The following is a 16,937-nucleotide window of genomic DNA, read 5'->3' on the forward strand; positions in this document are numbered from 1 at the left end:
CTGCTCGGGGGGCTGGGTGGGCTTCCACAGCTCTGTGTGGGCATACACATCTATCAGAAGCGGGCAGCGAGCAGGGCCCCTCCGCCCGTACCCACCCCTTTCCGGGCGATAGCGCGCACGCCCTTCACATACCCGGACCCCATACCGAAAGAAAGTTCTCCCAAACGCGCGTTCCTCCCGCGGGCGCCCCTCAGAAGACCTTGCCGGGGTTCAGGATGCCCAGAGGGTCGAAGACCTGCTTGATCGCCTGGTGCGTCTCCACGCCCACCGGGCCGATCTCGCGTGCCAGCCACTCCTTCTTCAGCACGCCCACACCGTGCTCACCGGTGATCGTTCCGCCGAGTTCCAGGCCGAGTTGCATGATCTCCTCGAAGGACTCCCGGGCGCGCCGCGACTCGTCGGGGTCCTGTGCGTCGAAGCAGACGGTCGGGTGCGTGTTGCCGTCTCCCGCGTGCGCGCACACCCCGATGGTGAGCCCGTACTTCCCGGCGATCCGCTCGACCCCTTCGAGCATGTCGCCGAGCCGGGAACGCGGCACGCACACATCGTCGATCATCGTCGTGCCCTTGACCGCCTCCAGCGCGGTGAGCGACAACCGGCGGGCCTTGAGGAGGAGTTCGGACTCGGCCGCGTCGTCGGCCGGGACGACCTGGGTCGCGCCCGCGGCCTCGCACAGCGCGCCGACCGCGGCGAGGTCGGCGGCCGGGTCGGGGGTGTCGAAGGCGGCGAGCAGCAGCGCCTCGGTGGTCTCCGGCAGGCCCATGTGCGCGAGGTCGTTGACGGCCTTGACGGTCGTACGGTCCATCAGTTCGAGCAGGGACGGCACATGCCCTCCCGTCATGATCCGGCAGACGGCGTCGCAGGCGTCGGCCGCGGACGCGAACTCGGCGGCCAGCACCAGTTGCTGCGGCGGCTTCGGCTTCAGGGCGAGGACCGCGCGGACCACGACGCCGAGCGAGCCCTCGGAGCCGACGAAGAGCCGGGTGAGGTCGTATCCGGCGACCCCCTTGGCGGTCCGGCGGCCGGTGGACAGCAGGCGCCCGTCGGCGAGGACGACGTCGAGGCCGAGGACGTACTCGGCCGTGACCCCGTACTTGACGCAGCACAGGCCGCCGGAGGCCGTGCCGATGTTGCCGCCGATCGTGCACATCTCCCAACTGGAGGGATCCGGCGGGTAGAAGAGGCCGTGCTCGTCCACCGCGCGGGAGAGCGTGGCGTTGATGACGCCGGGCTCGACGACGGCGATGCGGTCGACCGGATTGATCTCCAGGATCCGGTCCATCTTCGTGAGCGAGAGCGCGATGCAGCCGTCGGAGGCATTGGCGCCGCCCGACAGGCCGGTGCGGGCGCCCTGCGGGACGACCGGGATCCGCAGTTCGGTGGCGATCCGCATGATGTGCTGGACCTGCTCGACGGTGCGCGGCAGTACGACCACGGCCGGGGTGCCGGCCGCGCAGAAGCTCGCCATGTCGTGTCCGTAGGAGGCCGTGACATCGGGGTCGGCCAGGACGGCCTCGGCGGGCAGGGCCGCTCGGAGGCGGTCGAGGAGGTTGCCGGTGACTTCGTCGCGCGGGGCTTCGATACGGCTCATGATCACAGCGTCGCACTCGGGCGCGGCGGGGGGAACCCCGTGCGCGGGGCCTCCCACCCGCCGGGACGGGCGGCGGGCGCCGGGCGCCGGTGCCGGACGCCGACGGGCGCCGGTGCCGGACGCCGGACGCCAGGCGCCTCAAGGGAGGTGGGCCCATCGGTGTGAAACCGCTCGGCGCGGAGCTCGGCTGTCGAGGTGTGATCCTCGTACAGGCGCATGGTGTGCGGCATGGAGATCGCCCAGCGGGACGCGGGCCGGTCCCGGCGCTTCCCCGCGCTCCGGCGGGTGCTGCTCGGCTCGGTCGTGAGCAGTGCCGTTCTCTGCGGCGCGCCGGCGGTGCCGCTGTCCGGGCAGGAGCGGGCGGTGCCCGCGCCGGGCACGGTGGCCCGGGCCGCGGCGGGGGCCGGGGTGCCGGCCACGCTGCCCGAACTGACGGCGCTCGTCGCCGACCGGCGGGCCTGTCTGCGCACCCGTCCGCGCGACGCACGGGCGTGGGCGCTGCTCGGGGCCGCGTACGTGGACCAGGGCACGCGGACGGCCGACGCCCGCAGCTTCCCGAGGGCGGAGAAGGCGCTGCGGACCTCGCTGAAGGTGCGCGGACGGCGCAACACCGAGGCGCTGTGCGGGCTGGCCGCGCCGGCGAACGCGCGCGGGGACCAACCGGGCGGCCAGGCGGTGGGGCGAGCGGGCCGTGCGCTCGGCGCCGGGCACCTGGACGCCGTATCCCCCGCTGATCGAGGCCTACGAGGGGATGGGCGACCACCAGGCCGCGCGCCGGGCGCTGGACGGGCTGCTCAGGCTGAACCGGGGGCCCGCGGCGATGGCCGTGGCCGCGCGGGTGTAGTGGGACCAGGGCCTGCGCGAGGACCCGGCGGCCTCGCCGGCGGACGCGACGGCGCTGACGACCGGGCCGGTGGAGCAGGCGGCGTATGCGGCGAGCCGTCGGCGCAGGTCGGGCCGGAGGGGAAGCCGTCACGGATGCGCTGACCCCTCCGGGACCCCGATGTCAGGGTCCCGGAGGCCCGGGTGTCAGGGTCCCGGAGGCCCGGGTGTCAGGGTCCCGGCCGGTGGACGGGGCCCGGCGCGGTGCGCCGCCGAGCGTGCCGCGCGCGGCTGTCAGAGGTTTCCGCGCTTGGCCTGCTCGCGCTCGATCGCCTCGAACAGCGCCTTGAAGTTGCCCTTGCCGAAGCCCATGGAGCCGTGCCGCTCGATGATCTCGAAGAACACCGTCGGGCGGTCCTGGACCGGCTTGGTGAAGATCTGGAGCAGATAGCCGTCCTCGTCACGGTCGGCGAGGATCTTCAGCTCGCGCAGGGTCTCGATGGGGACCCGCGTGTCACCGACCCACTCGCCGAGGGTGTCGTAGTACGAGTCCGGGGTGTCGAGGAACTGCACACCGGCCGCGCGCATCGTGCGGACCGTGCGCACGATGTCGTTGGTGTTGAGCGCGATGTGCTGGACGCCGGGGCCGCCGTAGAACTCCAGGTACTCGTCGATCTGGGACTTCTTCTTGGCGATCGCGGGCTCGTTGATCGGGAACTTGACCTTGAGCGTCCCGTCGGCCACGACCTTCGACATCAGCGCGCTGTACTCGGTCGCGATGTCGTCGCCCACGAACTCCTTCATGTTCGTGAAGCCCATGACCTTGTTGTAGAACTCCACCCACTCGTTCATGTGACCGAGTTCGACGTTGCCGACGCAGTGGTCGATCGCCTGGAAGGTGCGGTGCGCGGGCGGCTCGACGATCGGGTCGGCGGCGACGTAACCGGGGAGGTAGGGGCCGTCGTAGCCGGTGCGCTCGACCAGCGTGTGGCGGGTCTCGCCGTAGGTGGCGATCGCGGCCAGGACGACCGTGCCGTGCTCGTCCTTCACCTCGTACGGCTCGGCGACCGAGTGGGCGCCGTGCTCGATCGCGTACGCGTAGGCCGCGCGGGCGTCCGGGACCTCGATGGCGAGGTCGACCACACCGTCGCCGTGCTCGGCCACATGCCCGGCGAGGAAGCGGCCCCAGTCGGTGGCGGGCTTGACGACCGAGGTGAGGACGAAACGGGCGGAGCCGTTCTCCAGAACGTACGAGGCGGTCTCGCGGCTGCCCGTCTCCGGTCCGGAGTAGGCCACGAGCCGCATCCCGAAGGCGGTCGAGTAGTAGTGCGCGGCCTGCTTGGCGTTGCCCACGGCGAAGACGACCGCGTCCATTCCCTTGACCGGGAAGGGGTCTGCCTCACGCGCGGTGTCCGGGGTGTGGTGTGTGGTCTGCGTCATGTCGGCAGCCTCACCCCTCTCCGCAAGGTGCGCAATAGTTTGCGTATCGGCTGGGCATTCTGCCCAGCGGAAGGCCCGGATCGCCGGGCGTTCTGTACAGGATGACCATCGGGGAGTGCGGTGTGGCGATCGATCATCTGGACGCCCGGCTCATCGTGTTGCTGGCGCGCGAGCCGCGTATCGGGGTGCTGGAGATGTCCCGGCGGCTCGGGGTCGCCCGCGGCACGGTCCAGGCGCGCCTGGACCGGCTTCAGTCCCAGGGGGTGATCCGCGGCTTCGGGCCCGAGGTGGATCCGGCCGCGCTCGGCTACCCCGTCACGGCGTTCGCGACGCTCCAGATCCGCCAGGGCCAGGGCCCGGATGTGCGCGCCCATCTGGCGACGGTGCCCGAGGTCCTGGAACTGCACACCACCACCGGCAGCGGTGACATGCTGTGCCGGCTGGTGGCCCGCTCGAACGCCGACCTCCAGCGGGTGATCGACCGGGTGGTCGGCTTCGAGGGCATCGTCCGCGCCTCGACCGCGATCGTCATGGAGAACCCGGTCCCGCTGCGGATCATCCCCCTGGTGGAGCAGGCGGCGCAGGACCGGGAGAGGGCGTAGGCGGAGCCGGACCGCGCGAGGACCCGGGTCAGGCCTCTCGGCGACGGGTCAGGCCTCTTGGGAGGCCGGGTCCGCCGTGGCGCGGAGCACACGGTCGTGGCGCAGCCGTACGAAGGTGACGAGCAGGGTCAGCCCCTGCACCACGGCGCACGTGCCCATGACGTCGGTCAGATACCGCGGCGGGGTGACGGCGAGCACGACGCCCGCCACGGGGAACGGCAGCAGCAGAATCAGGATGGTCAGGGACAGGGTCGTGCCGAAGACCGCGGGCGGGATGCTCAGCGAGCGCAAGGTCCGCAGCACGACGGTCAGCCCTCCGTCGGCGGCCATGAAGAGGGCCACGAGGGCCGTGTAGCCGGCGTAGGAAGAGGCCCAGGGCACGGCGAGGCAGGCGGCGGACGCGACCGTCGCGCTGATGACGCCGACCCCCCACAGGCCCGCCCGGTTGAGCGCGAACCGGCAGAGGGTGACCACGACCAGGGTGGCGGCCGCGGCGACCGACCAGAGCGTGCCGACGGCGGCCGGGGACCGGCCGAAGCGGCCCTCCACGAGGACGGGGCTCGCCGACTGCAGCAGGCCGAGCACGAGATTGGAACAGGCCAGTCCGACCACGAGCCGCCGCAGGGAGGGCAGGGAGCGCAGGGTCTCCCACCCTTCCCGCATGCCTCCGCCCGTTCCCTGTCCCTCGCCCCGCCCGGCGCGCAGGGGCGTGGGCGGGGTCTGGAGGGCGAGCCCCGCCGACAGGAAGGACAGCACGCTCAGGCAGGCGAGCATGCGGGTCGGTCCGGTCAGCAGCAGAACGCCGCCCAGGGCCGGGCCGACGAGGGTGGCCGTCTGGTCGATGCCGATCAGCACCGACTGCACCTGGTGCGACTGCCCTTCGCTCCGGCGGCTGACGATGGCGCCGACCGCCTCGTTGGCGATGAAGCTGAACTGGGTCAGGGCACCGGTCACGGCGGCCAGCGCCATGACGGCCACGGTCTCGGCCGTTCCCCGGGGCAGCAGGATCAGTACGGCACCGGCGCCCGCCACCAGCAGGGCCCGTACGAGGCAGGCGAGGAAGCACACGATGGCCGCGCCGCTCCGGTCCACCAGGCGGCCGGCGAAGCTGAACGCGGCCACCCGGGGGATCCACTCCAGCGCGAACGCCAGGCCGGTAAGGGACGCGGAACCGGTGGTCGCCAGCACCACGAGCGGCATGGCGTAGGTCGCCATGGAGTAGGCGAGCGCGTCGCAGGCGCGCGGTGCGTAGACCCGCCGGAACAGACTGCCCGTGGGCACTGCCGCATGCCGACCGGCCGGTCGGACCTCGTAAAGGGAGACGGTCACGGAGTGGGGGGCTTTCGGTGAGCGGGGGCGCGAAAGGGGCGCGAGCGGCGTCCCGGGCCTTTCGGGCATGCACATGCCACGAACGGGGCCGTATACCTCGTTGAGACGTGAACTACGGAGCGGTAACAACATAGCGGAACGGGGCCGTCCTGAAGAGCCCCGGGAGCACCACGGGACACACAAAGAGCATGGCTCCGCGACCGATCCCGGAACTCACCGACGGAACCTGTGGAGAAGTCGCACGCAACCCGTGGACAGCCACCGCCACCACACGGGCACTAGCAGCCCGGTACCGAGCCCTTGCCCTTCTCCAGGGCCACCAGTGCCTCGACCGCCCCGTTCAGGGTGGTCACCGGGACCAGGCGCAGGCCCTTCGGCAGCTCCGCCCGCGCGTCGGGGCACTCCTCCTTCGGGACCAGGAAGACTGTGGCGCCGTCGCGGCGGGCGGCCTGCACCTTGAGGCCGACCCCGCCGACCGCGCCCACGGTGCCGGTGTCGTCGATCGTGCCCGTGCCGGCGATCGTGCGGCCGCCCGTGAGGTCGCCGCCGGCGCCGTCCCCCTCCAGCTTGTCGACGATCCCGAGGCTGAACAACAGGCCCGCGCTGGGGCCGCCGACGTCCGCGAGCCTCAGCGTGACCTTGACGTCCTTGTCGCTGACGTGCAGGTATCTCAGCGCCGCCCGGCTGGCCGCGTCCTGGGACTGCCGCATCTGCTCAGCGTTGTGCCGCTCGATCTCCTTGACGGTGTTGCCGCTCGGGTACACCGCGTCGCGCGGCAGCACCGCGCGGTCCGTGCGGAACCACCCGTCGATCACATCGCCGAGCGAGACATCCGCGTCAGGGCCGGTGGCCTCGATCGTCGTCATCCGCAACTGGCCGGTCGTCCTGCGCATGGGCGCCCCGCTGATCGTGATCACGGGGGCGCCCTTGTTCTCGCCGAGGACGTTCGCCGTCATCCCGGGCTGCGCCACGGAGAACGGCAGCGGCGCGAACGCCGCCGTCGCGAGCAGGGCCACGACGGGCAGGGCGCAGAGGGCGACGGCCTTGGGGCGGGAGAGGCGAGAGAGCACGGGATCAATCTAACGCGAGGACGGGTTCCGGCCACCGTGCCGGTCGGACGGGGCGCGGACCACGCCCGACGACAGGCGGACCAGGCACAGACCACGCCCGACGGCGGGCGGACCAGACACACACACGCCCGACGGCGGGCGGACCAGGCACACACACGCCCGACGGCGGGCGGACCAGACACACACACGCCCGACGGCGGGCGGACCAGGCACACACGCCCGAGCGAACACCCGCCGCAAGCGCACCGGGCGCCGGTCACGCGCGGACCAGCACACGTCAGATGCGGTAGAGGTCCCTCCGGGCCGTGGTGAAGCGCCGTAGGGCCTCCGGGAGGGGTGCGACGCCGATCCCGGGTGCGGTGGGCACCGGCAGATGGCCGTCCAGGAGCACGAACGGTTCGGTGATGTCCTCGGCGAAATAGCGGGCCGACGCCGAGGTGTCGCCGGGGAGGGTGAAACCGGGCAGGGCGGCCAGGGCCACATTGGGTGCGCGCCCGATGCCTGTCTCCAGCATGCCGCCGCACCACACCGGCACCCCGTGCGCCCGCGCCACATCGTGCACACGGCGGGCCTCCAGGTAGCCGCCGACCCGCGCGGGCTTCACGTTCACGACCCGGCAGGCGTCCAGGGCGATCGCGGAGGCGGTGTCGCGGGCGCTGTGCAGGGACTCGTCCAGGCAGACGGGTGTGGTGATCCGCCGCTGGAGCAGGGCGTGGGCGTGGAGGTTGTTCTCCTCCAGCGGCTCCTCGATCAGCAGCAGCCCGAACTCGTCCAGCCTCCGGAGGTGTTCGGCGTCGGCAAGGGTGTACGCCGTGTTCGCGTCGACCTGGAGGGGCAGCGTCTCCCCGAAGCGCTCCCGTACGGCCCGTACGGGCTCCACGTCCCAGCCCGGTTCGATCTTCAGCTTGATCCGCACATATCCCTCGGCCAGATACCGCTCGACGTCGTCCAGCAGCGCGGGTACCGAGTCCTTGATGCCGACCGACACCCCGGCCGGCACCCGGTCCCGTACCGCGCCCAGATAGATCGCGAGCGGCATGCCGTACGCGCGCAGCTCCGCGTCCAGGACCGCCGTCTCCAGGGCCGCCTTCGCCAGCTCGTGCCCCTTGATCCCCGCCATGGCCGGGGTGAGGGCGGCCGTGGTGAGGCGCCGCAGCCCGGCGGCGCGCGGCAGCAGGAACTCCCGCAGGACGATCTCCGCGCCGGCCACGAACTCGGAGCAGTACCGCGGTTCGGGATCGGCCGCGAACTCCGACCACCCCTCGGCGGCGTCGGTGACGACATGGAGCAGGAAGGTGTCCTTCGTGGTCATGGTCCCGAAGGAGGTGCGGAACGGGGTGACGAGCGGGATCGCCACATGGACGATCTCGGCGCGTTCCAGTCTCATGCCGGGGACCCCTCCTTTCGGGCGAGCGTGTACCAGCCGTCCCGGGACATGCCCGTGGCCGTGAACCCCTCGGCGAAGGCTTTGGTGAACACCTCGCGGACGGCGTGGCGCCAGCGCAGCGCGAGCGCGGGGTCGGTGACGCGCAGGGCGACCACGTCGTGGGGGACGCGGCACCACAGGGTCCGGTCGTCGGGGGAGCGGCGGGCGAGCGGGCCTCCGTCGGGGGCCAGGTCACTCCCCGCTGCACGGGCGGAGTCGAGAGCAGGGGGGACGGCGGCAGGCGCGGGCGGCCGGCGGGGGGACACCAGGTCCCAGGTCACCGTGAGCCGGTCGCTCTCGTCGCCGTCGTTCACCCCGTCGGCCATCGGACCGTAGAAGTCGACCAGGTACTCCGTGCCGGTCGCGCCCAGTTTCACCAGGTTGAAGCGGGCGTTGCGGGCGACCAGCGGGTCGAAGGTCCAGCGCAGGGTGCGGGCGCCGCGCTCCAGCAGCCAGGCGCGCTGCGCCTGCTTCACCACAGGGCCGAGGCCCGCGTCGGCCGCCGCCAGGAGGGAGTACGCGTCCGCCCCGGCCGGCGGCCCGAAGACCGCGGCGCAGGCCCCGGCGAGCCGGGCACCGGCGACGGTGTACGCGGCGTGCACGGCCCCGCCCGCGTGCACCACGCTGTGCAGCACCTCGGCCGGCAGCGGCGGAGAGCTGCGGGGCGTGCGCCAGACGTCGCTGAAGTAGTCGGCCACGGCGGCGAGCGGGGCCACGCCCTCAACGGTACGGAGGTGGACACCCGCCGCACGGGCGGACTCCTCCGCGAGCCGGGCCGCCTGTTCCCGGGCCGTGGTCAGGTCCGTCAGGTCCGTCTCTGCTGTCATGGATCGAGTCTCGGAGCCCGTGACGCGCCCTCGCGTTGTACGGGACGCCAAAGAGTGCGTACGTTCGTGAGGGGATCGGCCAACACGGGACGGCCGACGGACGAAGGAGGTGGCGCCTTGGGCGTCGCTACCCTCGGCGACCTCCTGGATGTGGTGGGCGAACCCTCCGTGCGGCTGCGCACCGCCCCCGCCGGGCTGTCGGCGCCGGTCACCGAGGCGCTGCTCTACGACGCCCATGCCCCGCTCCCCCAGGCGCCCGGCGCCCTGCTGCTCGCGGTGGGCGTCCCGGGCGCGGACGCGGGGCCGCTGGCCCGGGCCGCCGCGGCGGCGGGGATGACCGGTGTCGTCGTACGCGGCGCGGACGGGCCGGTCGCCGAGGCCGAGGCGGCGGGGATCGCCCTGCTCTCCGTCGATCAGGACACGGCCTGGCACCAGGTGCACCTACTGCTCGCGTCGGCGATCGGGGCCCGCCCGGCGGCCGGCGGCGACACCCGCGGGGAGTTGTTCGCGCTGGCCGACGCGGTGGCCGCGGCGGTCGGCGGAGCCACGACGATCGAGGATCCGGGGCAGCGGATCCTCGCCTACTCCACAGTGCCGGGACAGGCCACGGACGAGGACCGCCGCCAGGGCATCCTCGGGCTCCGGGTACCGGGGAGCCCGGAGAACACCGAGCAGTACCGGACGGTCTTCGCCACGCCGGGCCCGGTTCGGCTGCCGGCGCTCGCGGGCGCGCTGCCCCGGCTCGCCGTCGCCGTCCGCGCCGGGGGCGAGACCCTCGGCTCGCTCTGGGTGGTGGACGACGGCCGGCTCGCGCCCGACGCCGAGGAGGCGCTGGCGCGGGGCGCGTCCACGGCGGCGCTGCTTCTGCTGCGGGCGCGCGCCGCGCGGGATCTGGCCCGGCACCAGGACGGCGATCTGCTGCGCCGGCTCCTCGACGGCACCACCGACCCGGCCGCGGCCGGGCACCGGCTCGGTCTCGACGCGGTACGGGTGGCCGCGTTCGTACCGGACTCCGCGGCCTCCGCGCCGGACGGCGAACAGACCGCGCTCCGGCTGCTGGACCTCGTACGCCTGCACTGTGAGGCCCGCTACGGGCGGCACGCGTGTGTGCTCGTCGACGGAGTGGTGTACGCGCTGTTGCCCGCGTCCGGCGAACGCGGACAGCGGCACCGGCATCTGGCCGAGGACATCGTGCGGCGGGCCGGACAGGCGCTGCGGGTGCCGATACGGGCCGGGCTCGGCGAGGTGGTGACCTCGCTCGTCGGCGCGCCGACCTCCCGCGCGGACGCGGACCTCGTGCTGCGTGTGCTCGGACCGGAGCTGCCCGTGGCGTGCGTGACCGAGGTGCGACCCCGGATCACCCTGCTGCGGCTGGCCGAAGTGATGCGGGACAGCAGGGAGTTGAGCGCGGGAGCGTGGCGAGCGGTCCTGGACCACGACGCGACGCACGGCACCGCCCATGCGCAGACCCTGCTGGCGTGGTTCGAGGCCGGGTGCGATATGGCGGGCGCTGCCGAGCGGCTGGGGGTGCACCCCAACACCTGCCGCTACCGCCTCCGGCAGGTTGGGCGGCAGCTCGGTGTCGATGTGCACGATCCGGACGAACGGCTGGTGCTGTGGCTCCAGTTGAGAGTGCTGGGGGGCTGATCCGGGGGCCCGTCAGCGCAGCGCCTCCGCCACCTCCCGCGCCGCGTCCACCACGCGCGGCCCCACCCGCTCCGGCACCGAGTCCGACAGCATGACGACTCCCACGCTGCCCTCGACCCCGTTCACCCCGAGCAACGGCGCCGCCGCCCCACTCGCACCCGTCTCCAGCTCCCCGTGCGTCAGCGTGTAGCCGGGCTCGGGGACCGGCTGCCGGCGGGCGGCGAGTATGGCGCGGCCGGCGGCTCCCCGGTCGAGCGGATGACGGAAACCGGGCCGGTACGCCACGTGGTAGTCGGTCCACGACGGCTCGACCACCGCGACGGCCAGCGCCTCCGCGCCGTCGACCAGGGTGAGGTGCGCGGTCGCGCCGATGTCCTCGGCGAGCGCCCGCAGTGCGGGCAGCGCGGCCTCCCGCACCAGGGGGTGCACCTGGCGGCCGAGGCGCAGCACCCCGAGCCCCACCCGGGCGCGGCCCCCCAGATCGCGGCGGACCAGGGAGTGCTGCTCCAGCGTGGCCAGCAACCGGTACACCACGGTCCGGTTGACGCCCAGTCGGGTGGCCAGCTCGGTGACCGTCAGTCCGTGGTCCGTGTCGGCGAGCAGCTTGAGGACTCTGAGGCCCCGGTCAAGCGTCTGGGAGGTCTCCGCGGTCACGACGCCCACTCCTTAGTGGTGAGGACGGCGGCCCCTCGCGGCGGATGCGTCACCGAGTCCCGTCGGCGACGCGCTTCAGAGGCCGCCGATCGGCCGGCGGCCCGGGCGGCTCCCGAGCTCAGTCGCTTCACGGCTGCGCTCCGCGGCGGCGCTGCCACGGGGCGTGTGCGTAGCGGGACAGTAGCGATACGGTTCGCTGAGCGGAAGGCTCCGTCCAGAATCCGGTCGATGGCCGGTACGCATCGGTTCCTTTTACGGCGATATATGCGCGGCTCGCGGCGGGATGTGATCGGCTTCCGTCAGGACGTGCGCGGCCTGCGGACGTGCACGTCCTATGGCGGGACGTGCACGGCCACGGACGTCATCGGCCCACGGCGGGACGTACGCGAAGGGCGGGACGAGCGCCGGCAACCAGCGGCCGGCCCCCGCACCCGGCGCCGCGCCGGCTACCGCATCCGCGTGGCCCACTCCTGAACCTTGGCGATCCGCTGCCGCAACTGGCCCGCGGTGCACTCGGCGCTCGGCGGGCCGCCGCACACCCGGCGCAGCTCGGTGTGGATCACGCCGTGCGGTTTGCCGCTCTGGTGGGCGTACGCGCCGACCATCGTGTTGAGCTGCTTGCGCAGTTCCAGCAGCTCCTTGTGGGTGACCACCGGGCGCCGCTCGGCGGGCAGTTCGAGCAGATCGGCGTCCGCGTCCGGCTTCTTGCGGCTGTGCGCGATCTGCCGTGCCTGCCGCTTCTGCAGCAGCAGCTGCACCTGCTCCGGTTCCAGGAGGCCCGGGATCCCGAGGTAGTCCTGCTCCTCCTCGCTGCCCGGGTGGGCCTGCATGCCGAACTCGGCACCGTTGTACATGACCCGGTCGAAGACCGCGTCGGACTCCAGCGCCTCGAACGGCAGCATGTCCTGTTCGCCGGTGTCCTCGTCCTGCTCCCGGTTGGCCTCCTCCATCTCCTTCTCGGACTCGGCGTACGGGTCCTCCTCGCCGTCCTTCTTCGGCTTGTCCAGGACGTGGTCGCGTTCCCGCTCCATCTCATTGGCGAAGGTGAGCAGGTCGGGGACCGTGGGGAGGAAGACGGAGGCGGTCTCGCCGCGGCGCCGGGACCGTACGAAACGGCCGACGGCCTGGGCGAAGAAGAGCGGGGTGGAGATGGTGGTGGCGTACACCCCGACGGCGAGCCGCGGCACGTCGACACCCTCGGACACCATACGGACGGCGACCATCCAGCGGTCGTCGTTGCCGCTGAACTCGTCGATGCGGTCGGAGGCGCCCGCGTCATCGGACAGCACAAGGGTCGCCTTGTGCCCGGTGATGTCGCGGATGAGCTTCGCGTAGGCGCGGGCCGACTCCTGGTCGGAGGCGATGACGAGGGCCCCCGCGTCCGGGATGGCCTTGCGGACCTCGGTGAGCCGCTGGTCGGCGGCGCGCAGCACGCTCGGCATCCAGTCGCCGCGCGGATCGAGGGCGGTGCGCCAGGCCTGGCTGACCGCGTCCTTGGTCATGGGCTCGCCGAGCCGGGCGGCGATCTCGTCGCCCGCCTTGGTGCGCCAGCGCATATTGCCGCTGTAGGAGAGGAAGATGACCGGCCGCACGACCCCGTCGGCGAGCGCGGACCCGTATCCGTAGGTGTAGTCGGCGGCGGACCGCCGGATGCCGTCGTTGCCCTCCTCGTACGTCACGAACGGGATGGGGTTGGTGTCGGACCGGAACGGTGTACCGGTGAGGGCGAGCCGGCGGGTCGCGGGCTCGAACGCCTCCAGACACGCCTCGCCCCAGGACTTGGAGTCGCCGGCATGGTGGATCTCGTCGAGGATGACGAGCGTCTTGCGCTGCTCGACGCGATTGCGGTGCAGCATGGGCCGTACGCCGACGCCCGCGTAGGTGACGGCCACTCCGTGGTACTCCCGGCCGAGCGGTCCCGCGCTGTACTCGGGGTCGAGCTTGATCCCGATCCGCGCGGCCGCCTCCGCCCACTGCTTCTTCAGGTGCTCGGTCGGCGCGACCACGGTCACCTGCTGCACGACATGGTGGTGCAGCAGCCAGGACGCGAGCGTCAGCGCGAAGGTCGTCTTGCCGGCGCCCGGCGTGGCGACGGCGAGGAAGTCACGCGGCTGCTCCCGGACGTACTTCTCCATCGCCCCCTGCTGCCAGGCACGCAGCTTGCTGGCCGTGCCCCAGGGGGCGCGGCCGGGGAAGGCGGGAGAGAGGTGGTGGGAGGAACTGCCGACGGGAGCGGTGGCGGACCTGGAGGGCTCGCCGTCGAGGGTGGTGGCGGCTGTCGGGCGGGAGGTAGTCACGGTCTCCGGTTCAGTGGGGGTCTGGGCGGCTCGGCTACGTATGACAACCGGGCCACCCTACCGGTGCGCTCACCCGCCCCATGGGCCGACGGCACCGCACAGGGCCAGGGTGCGACAGGGGTCACAGATCACGGAGTACGGCCCCCGAGGGTCACCGCTCGTGCAGCCGGGTCGTCACCCACGCCCCCACCAGGGCGACCACCGCCATCGGCAGGAACACGGCGGCGAAGGCGGCCGGGTGGGAGCCGCCCACGGCCGACTCGGCGGCCGTGGGGGCGACCGTGCCTCCGCCGAGCGCGGCGAACGCGGCACCGCCCGCCGCGAGCAGGACGACGTTGGACAGACCGTCGGAGATCTGGAGGGCGGCCGAGTTGGCGCCCGCCTCCTCGGGGGGCGACAGCTTCAGCAGCAGGACGCTGGTCGAGGAGATCACAAGGCCCATGCCGAAGCAGCCGAAGCCCCAGGCGACGGCGACGATCCACACCGGCACGGCGTGCACCAGCACACTCGGCGCCGTCGCGATCGAGGCAGCGACCACGATCATGCCGAGGGTCATCAGCCGGTCCCGGTACGGTTCGAGGCGCGGTCTCGACTGGAGGTACGACCCGAGTGCCCAGCTTCCGCCGCCCGCCGCGAGGGAGAGCCCGGCCAGCGTCGGCGACAGCCCCCGCTGGGTGACCAGCATGAGCGGCACGAAGCTCTCCGCCGAGACGAAGGCACCCGCCGCCAGTCCCCTCAGCAGTACCACGGACGGCAGTCCGCGTGCCGCCCGGTAGGTGCCGCGGGGGAGCAGCCGGAGGACCGCCGGGACGAGCAGCGCGGCACCCACGACGCCGGGGACGAGCGAGACCCAGCGCAGGTCCTGGGCGGCGTACTGGAGGAGCCCGGCGCCGAGCGAGATACCGAGTGCGAGCCGGATACGGCGGGCGTCGAAGGGGGCGACGACGGCCTCCTCGGCGGGGCCGCCGGCCCGGCGGCGTATCTGCGGCAGCGCGAGGGCCAGCGGGAAGACCACCAGCACCGGGATGCCGATGAACACCCAGCGCCAGCCGAGCTGTTCGGTCACCGTGCCCGCGGCCAGCGGGCCGACCACCGAGGGGACCACCCAGCCCGCCGCGAACGCGGCCATGATCGCCGGTCGCAGGCGCTCGGGATAGGCGCGGCCGACCACCACGTACAGAGCGACGATGACCAGGCCGCCGCCGAGCCCCTGCACCGCCCTGCCCACGATGAACAGCCACATCGCCCCGGCCGTGCCGGACAGCAGCAACCCGGTGGCGAACGCGGCGATACCGCAGGTCAGCGAGGCGAGGGGGCCGCTGCGGTCCGACCACTGGCCCGCGAGCACCATGCCGAACAGGCTGGTGGTGAAGTACCCGGAGAACGCGAAGGCGTACAGGGACAGCCCGTCCAGCTCCCGTGCCGCGACCGGCATCGCGGTGCTGACGGCCGTCGCCTCGAAGGCGATGAGCACGATGACCGAGACGATGCCGATACTGAGCGCCCGGTACGGCCGGCTCAGCACACCGACGCGGTCGACCGGCGGGACGGTAGGTGCGACATCGGTGTCGCGGGGTTCCAGGGCTGCCATGCGGTCAGAGTAAGGGGCTTGGAGCGGATTGACCCCTGTCCGGAGCCGGTGATCGCCTGGGACCTTGGTCCTAGGGCTCGGGCCCGGTTCATGAACGGCGTATGACGGTGTATGGCAGTCCCGTTGCGGCCCCCGCGTCCCCCTTGAGCCCACCGGCCCCCGAACCCTACGGTCCCTCTATCGCTCCGGAACGCACACAACCCGTTCCGCACGTGACCCCGACCGCGTGCCCGAGTGGTTCAGGGACTCGCCTGCAAAGCGAGTTACGCGGGTTCGATTCCCGCCGCGGTCTCGAGTGTCCTGGCCTGACGGACAAAGGGGCGGCTTCCTCCTCCGGGGGATGCCGCCCCCTTCTGGTCCGTCCGGGTGACTACGATCCGTCCCCGGTCGGGAGGCTCCCGTGAGCGCCTCCGGGGCCGGCTACGCGTACGGGCCGCCGCCCGCCTGGTCCTCGAAGGACTCCGGCCATGAGCGCCGGCCGTCGTCCTCGGGGATGCGCGGGGTCGGGTCGCAGGCGAGCGTCTCGGCCATCGCCGCGGCCCGTTGCCCGTACGCGTCGGTCAGGTCGTGCTCCTCGTCGAGCGCCTTCTCGCGGTGCACCAGCCAGACCGTGAACGCCAGCGTGGAGACGTCCGCGTTCAGCGGGCGCAGGGTCACCTCGGGCTCGCTCCAGCACAGCACCGCGCCGGTGGCGCCGTCGACGACCAGGCTCGTGCCCCCGAGCGGAGAGCCGAGGCGTATCAGGCGGCCCGCCTCCTCGGGGAGTTGATCCACGGGGATGCCCTCCTCCGCGCAGTACTCGGCCAGGGCCGGCAGGGGAACGTCCGTGTCCAGCTCGTACCAGTAGCCGTGCTCCGGCAGGCCCGTCTCGCTCAGGAAGCGGCGCGTCGGCTCGTGCGTGAGCACGCCGGGGAAGTCGATGTCCTCGAAGCGCACGATCGACGAGAAGCCGAACTCCTCGTCGAGGAGACGCCGGGGAAGGTCCAGCCGAAGTCCCGTGCCGGGGCGCGCGATCCGGGACAGGGGGCGGATCAGCGCGGCCATCCGCCGGTAGAGGGCGCGCTCCTCCCCGGTGGCCTCGGCGAACACCGACGCGAGCCGCCCGGCCGCGTCCGCCACCGCCTTCGCGTCGTGTTCCCGCGGTGCCAACCGGCCCCGGAACGCGGCGAGTTCGCCCATCGTCGCCGCGAACCGCAACAGCGCCTCCAGGGAGGGGGTGAGCGACGAGAGATCCGTCAGGCCGAGGCGGGCCGGCAGGACACCCGTCGTGGAGACCCGGCCCGTGGCGCCGTCCAGCAGCAGGCACTCCAGATCGCGGTCCAGGGTGCGCAGCGCCCCTGTGACGAGCTGGTCGCGCAGCTCCGCGGCCGGCTTCTCCGCGTCGTCGACCAGGTCGGCGACCCGGCGCGGCACGGGCCGCCCGCGCGGTGCCCCGAACCCGAACCGGCCGCTGTCGCACGGCAGTCCGGCTCCGGTCGGCAGGTGACGCGTCCCCGTGTGCGTCACATACGGATCCAGGTCCGCCTCGGTCAGCGTGATCACGCCACCGGCGTCGGTCGTGCCCATTGCTTCCCCCGCGTGCGTCGTCCCCAGGGCGTCCGCGAGCAGGACTCATGCTCCCGCCGGGCGGCTTCCCCCCAC

14 protein-coding genes and 1 tRNA gene are annotated in these 16,937 nt (G+C 72.9%); 4 read left to right on the top strand and 11 right to left on the bottom strand.

The genetic code is table 11. The features are described 5' to 3' along the window. Positions 1-190 precede the first annotated feature (190 nt). Positions 191-1,597 (bottom strand): FAD-binding oxidoreductase, encoded by a 1,407-nt coding sequence (locus tag ACIP94_RS05920; protein WP_402420057.1) that lies wholly within the window; start codon positions 1,595-1,597, stop codon positions 191-193. Next, entirely contained in the window at positions 1,594-2,202 is a 609-nt protein-coding gene (locus ACIP94_RS05925; RefSeq protein WP_402420059.1) for a hypothetical protein, read from the bottom strand. The genes ACIP94_RS05920 and ACIP94_RS05925 overlap by 4 nt, the downstream gene beginning before the upstream one ends. 80 nt (positions 2,203-2,282) lie before the next feature. On the opposite strand from ACIP94_RS05925, the gene ACIP94_RS05930 reads away from it, so the two are divergent. After that, positions 2,283-2,435 carry a hypothetical protein gene (locus tag ACIP94_RS05930; RefSeq protein WP_402420062.1) on the top strand — a complete coding sequence of 51 codons (153 nt, stop codon included), beginning with the start codon at positions 2,283-2,285 and terminating at the stop codon, positions 2,433-2,435. 272 nt (positions 2,436-2,707) lie between these two features. On the opposite strand, the gene hppD is transcribed toward ACIP94_RS05930, so the two are convergent. Further along, complete coding sequence (gene hppD, locus ACIP94_RS05935; RefSeq protein ID WP_402420065.1) at positions 2,708-3,853, bottom strand: 4-hydroxyphenylpyruvate dioxygenase; 1,146 nt, start codon at positions 3,851-3,853, stop codon at positions 2,708-2,710. A 122-nt stretch (positions 3,854-3,975) separates the two neighbouring features. Between hppD and ACIP94_RS05940 the strand changes: the two genes are divergently transcribed. Then, on the top strand, positions 3,976-4,455 hold the full coding sequence (locus tag ACIP94_RS05940; RefSeq protein WP_402420067.1) for an Lrp/AsnC family transcriptional regulator: 480 nt from the start codon (positions 3,976-3,978) through the stop codon (positions 4,453-4,455). Between the two features lie 48 nt (positions 4,456-4,503). Here ACIP94_RS05940 and ACIP94_RS05945 read toward each other — a convergent pair whose 3' ends face one another. The 4 genes from ACIP94_RS05945 to ACIP94_RS05960 all read right to left on the bottom strand — a co-directional run bounded on the left by ACIP94_RS05945 (position 4,504) and on the right by ACIP94_RS05960 (position 9,107). Next, positions 4,504-5,784, bottom strand: a complete 1,281-nt coding sequence (locus tag ACIP94_RS05945) for an MFS transporter (RefSeq protein ID WP_402420070.1) — start codon at positions 5,782-5,784, stop codon at positions 4,504-4,506. A 278-nt stretch (positions 5,785-6,062) separates the two neighbouring features. Beyond that, positions 6,063-6,854 (bottom strand): S16 family serine protease, encoded by a 792-nt coding sequence (locus tag ACIP94_RS05950; protein WP_402420073.1) that lies wholly within the window; start codon positions 6,852-6,854, stop codon positions 6,063-6,065. Positions 6,855-7,131: 277 nt separating this feature from the next. Further along, the gene (gene menC / locus ACIP94_RS05955; protein ID WP_402420076.1) at positions 7,132-8,241 is read right to left on the bottom strand and encodes an o-succinylbenzoate synthase; all 1,110 of its coding nucleotides are present in this window, start codon (positions 8,239-8,241) and stop codon (positions 7,132-7,134) included. After that, positions 8,238-9,107 (bottom strand): chorismate synthase, encoded by an 870-nt coding sequence (locus ACIP94_RS05960; protein WP_402420079.1) that lies wholly within the window; start codon positions 9,105-9,107, stop codon positions 8,238-8,240. The genes menC and ACIP94_RS05960 overlap by 4 nt, the downstream gene beginning before the upstream one ends. 117 nt (positions 9,108-9,224) lie before the next feature. On the opposite strand from ACIP94_RS05960, the gene ACIP94_RS05965 reads away from it, so the two are divergent. Further along, the gene (locus ACIP94_RS05965) at positions 9,225-10,754 is read left to right on the top strand and encodes a PucR family transcriptional regulator (protein WP_402420082.1); all 1,530 of its coding nucleotides are present in this window, start codon (positions 9,225-9,227) and stop codon (positions 10,752-10,754) included. A gap of 12 nt (positions 10,755-10,766) precedes the next feature. Here ACIP94_RS05965 and ACIP94_RS05970 read toward each other — a convergent pair whose 3' ends face one another. From ACIP94_RS05970 to ACIP94_RS05980, 3 genes are all read right to left on the bottom strand, one after another. Continuing rightward, complete coding sequence (locus ACIP94_RS05970) at positions 10,767-11,408, bottom strand: IclR family transcriptional regulator (RefSeq protein ID WP_402420084.1); 642 nt, start codon at positions 11,406-11,408, stop codon at positions 10,767-10,769. Between the two features lie 446 nt (positions 11,409-11,854). Continuing rightward, positions 11,855-13,705 (bottom strand): DEAD/DEAH box helicase, encoded by a 1,851-nt coding sequence (locus ACIP94_RS05975; RefSeq protein ID WP_402420086.1) that lies wholly within the window; start codon positions 13,703-13,705, stop codon positions 11,855-11,857. Positions 13,706-13,856: 151 nt separating this feature from the next. After that, on the bottom strand, positions 13,857-15,296 hold the full coding sequence (locus tag ACIP94_RS05980) for an MFS transporter (RefSeq protein WP_402420088.1): 1,440 nt from the start codon (positions 15,294-15,296) through the stop codon (positions 13,857-13,859). Positions 15,297-15,516: 220 nt separating this feature from the next. Here ACIP94_RS05980 and ACIP94_RS05985 point away from each other — a divergent pair. Continuing rightward, positions 15,517-15,588, top strand: a tRNA-Cys gene (locus ACIP94_RS05985). Positions 15,589-15,716: 128 nt separating this feature from the next. Here ACIP94_RS05985 and ACIP94_RS05990 read toward each other — a convergent pair. Further along, the gene (locus ACIP94_RS05990) at positions 15,717-16,862 is read right to left on the bottom strand and encodes an SUKH-4 family immunity protein (protein ID WP_402420091.1); all 1,146 of its coding nucleotides are present in this window, start codon (positions 16,860-16,862) and stop codon (positions 15,717-15,719) included. Positions 16,863-16,937 lie beyond the last annotated feature (75 nt).

The organism is Streptomyces sp. NPDC093261, from assembly GCF_044753645.1.
Classification (GTDB): domain Bacteria; phylum Actinomycetota; class Actinomycetes; order Streptomycetales; family Streptomycetaceae; genus Streptomyces.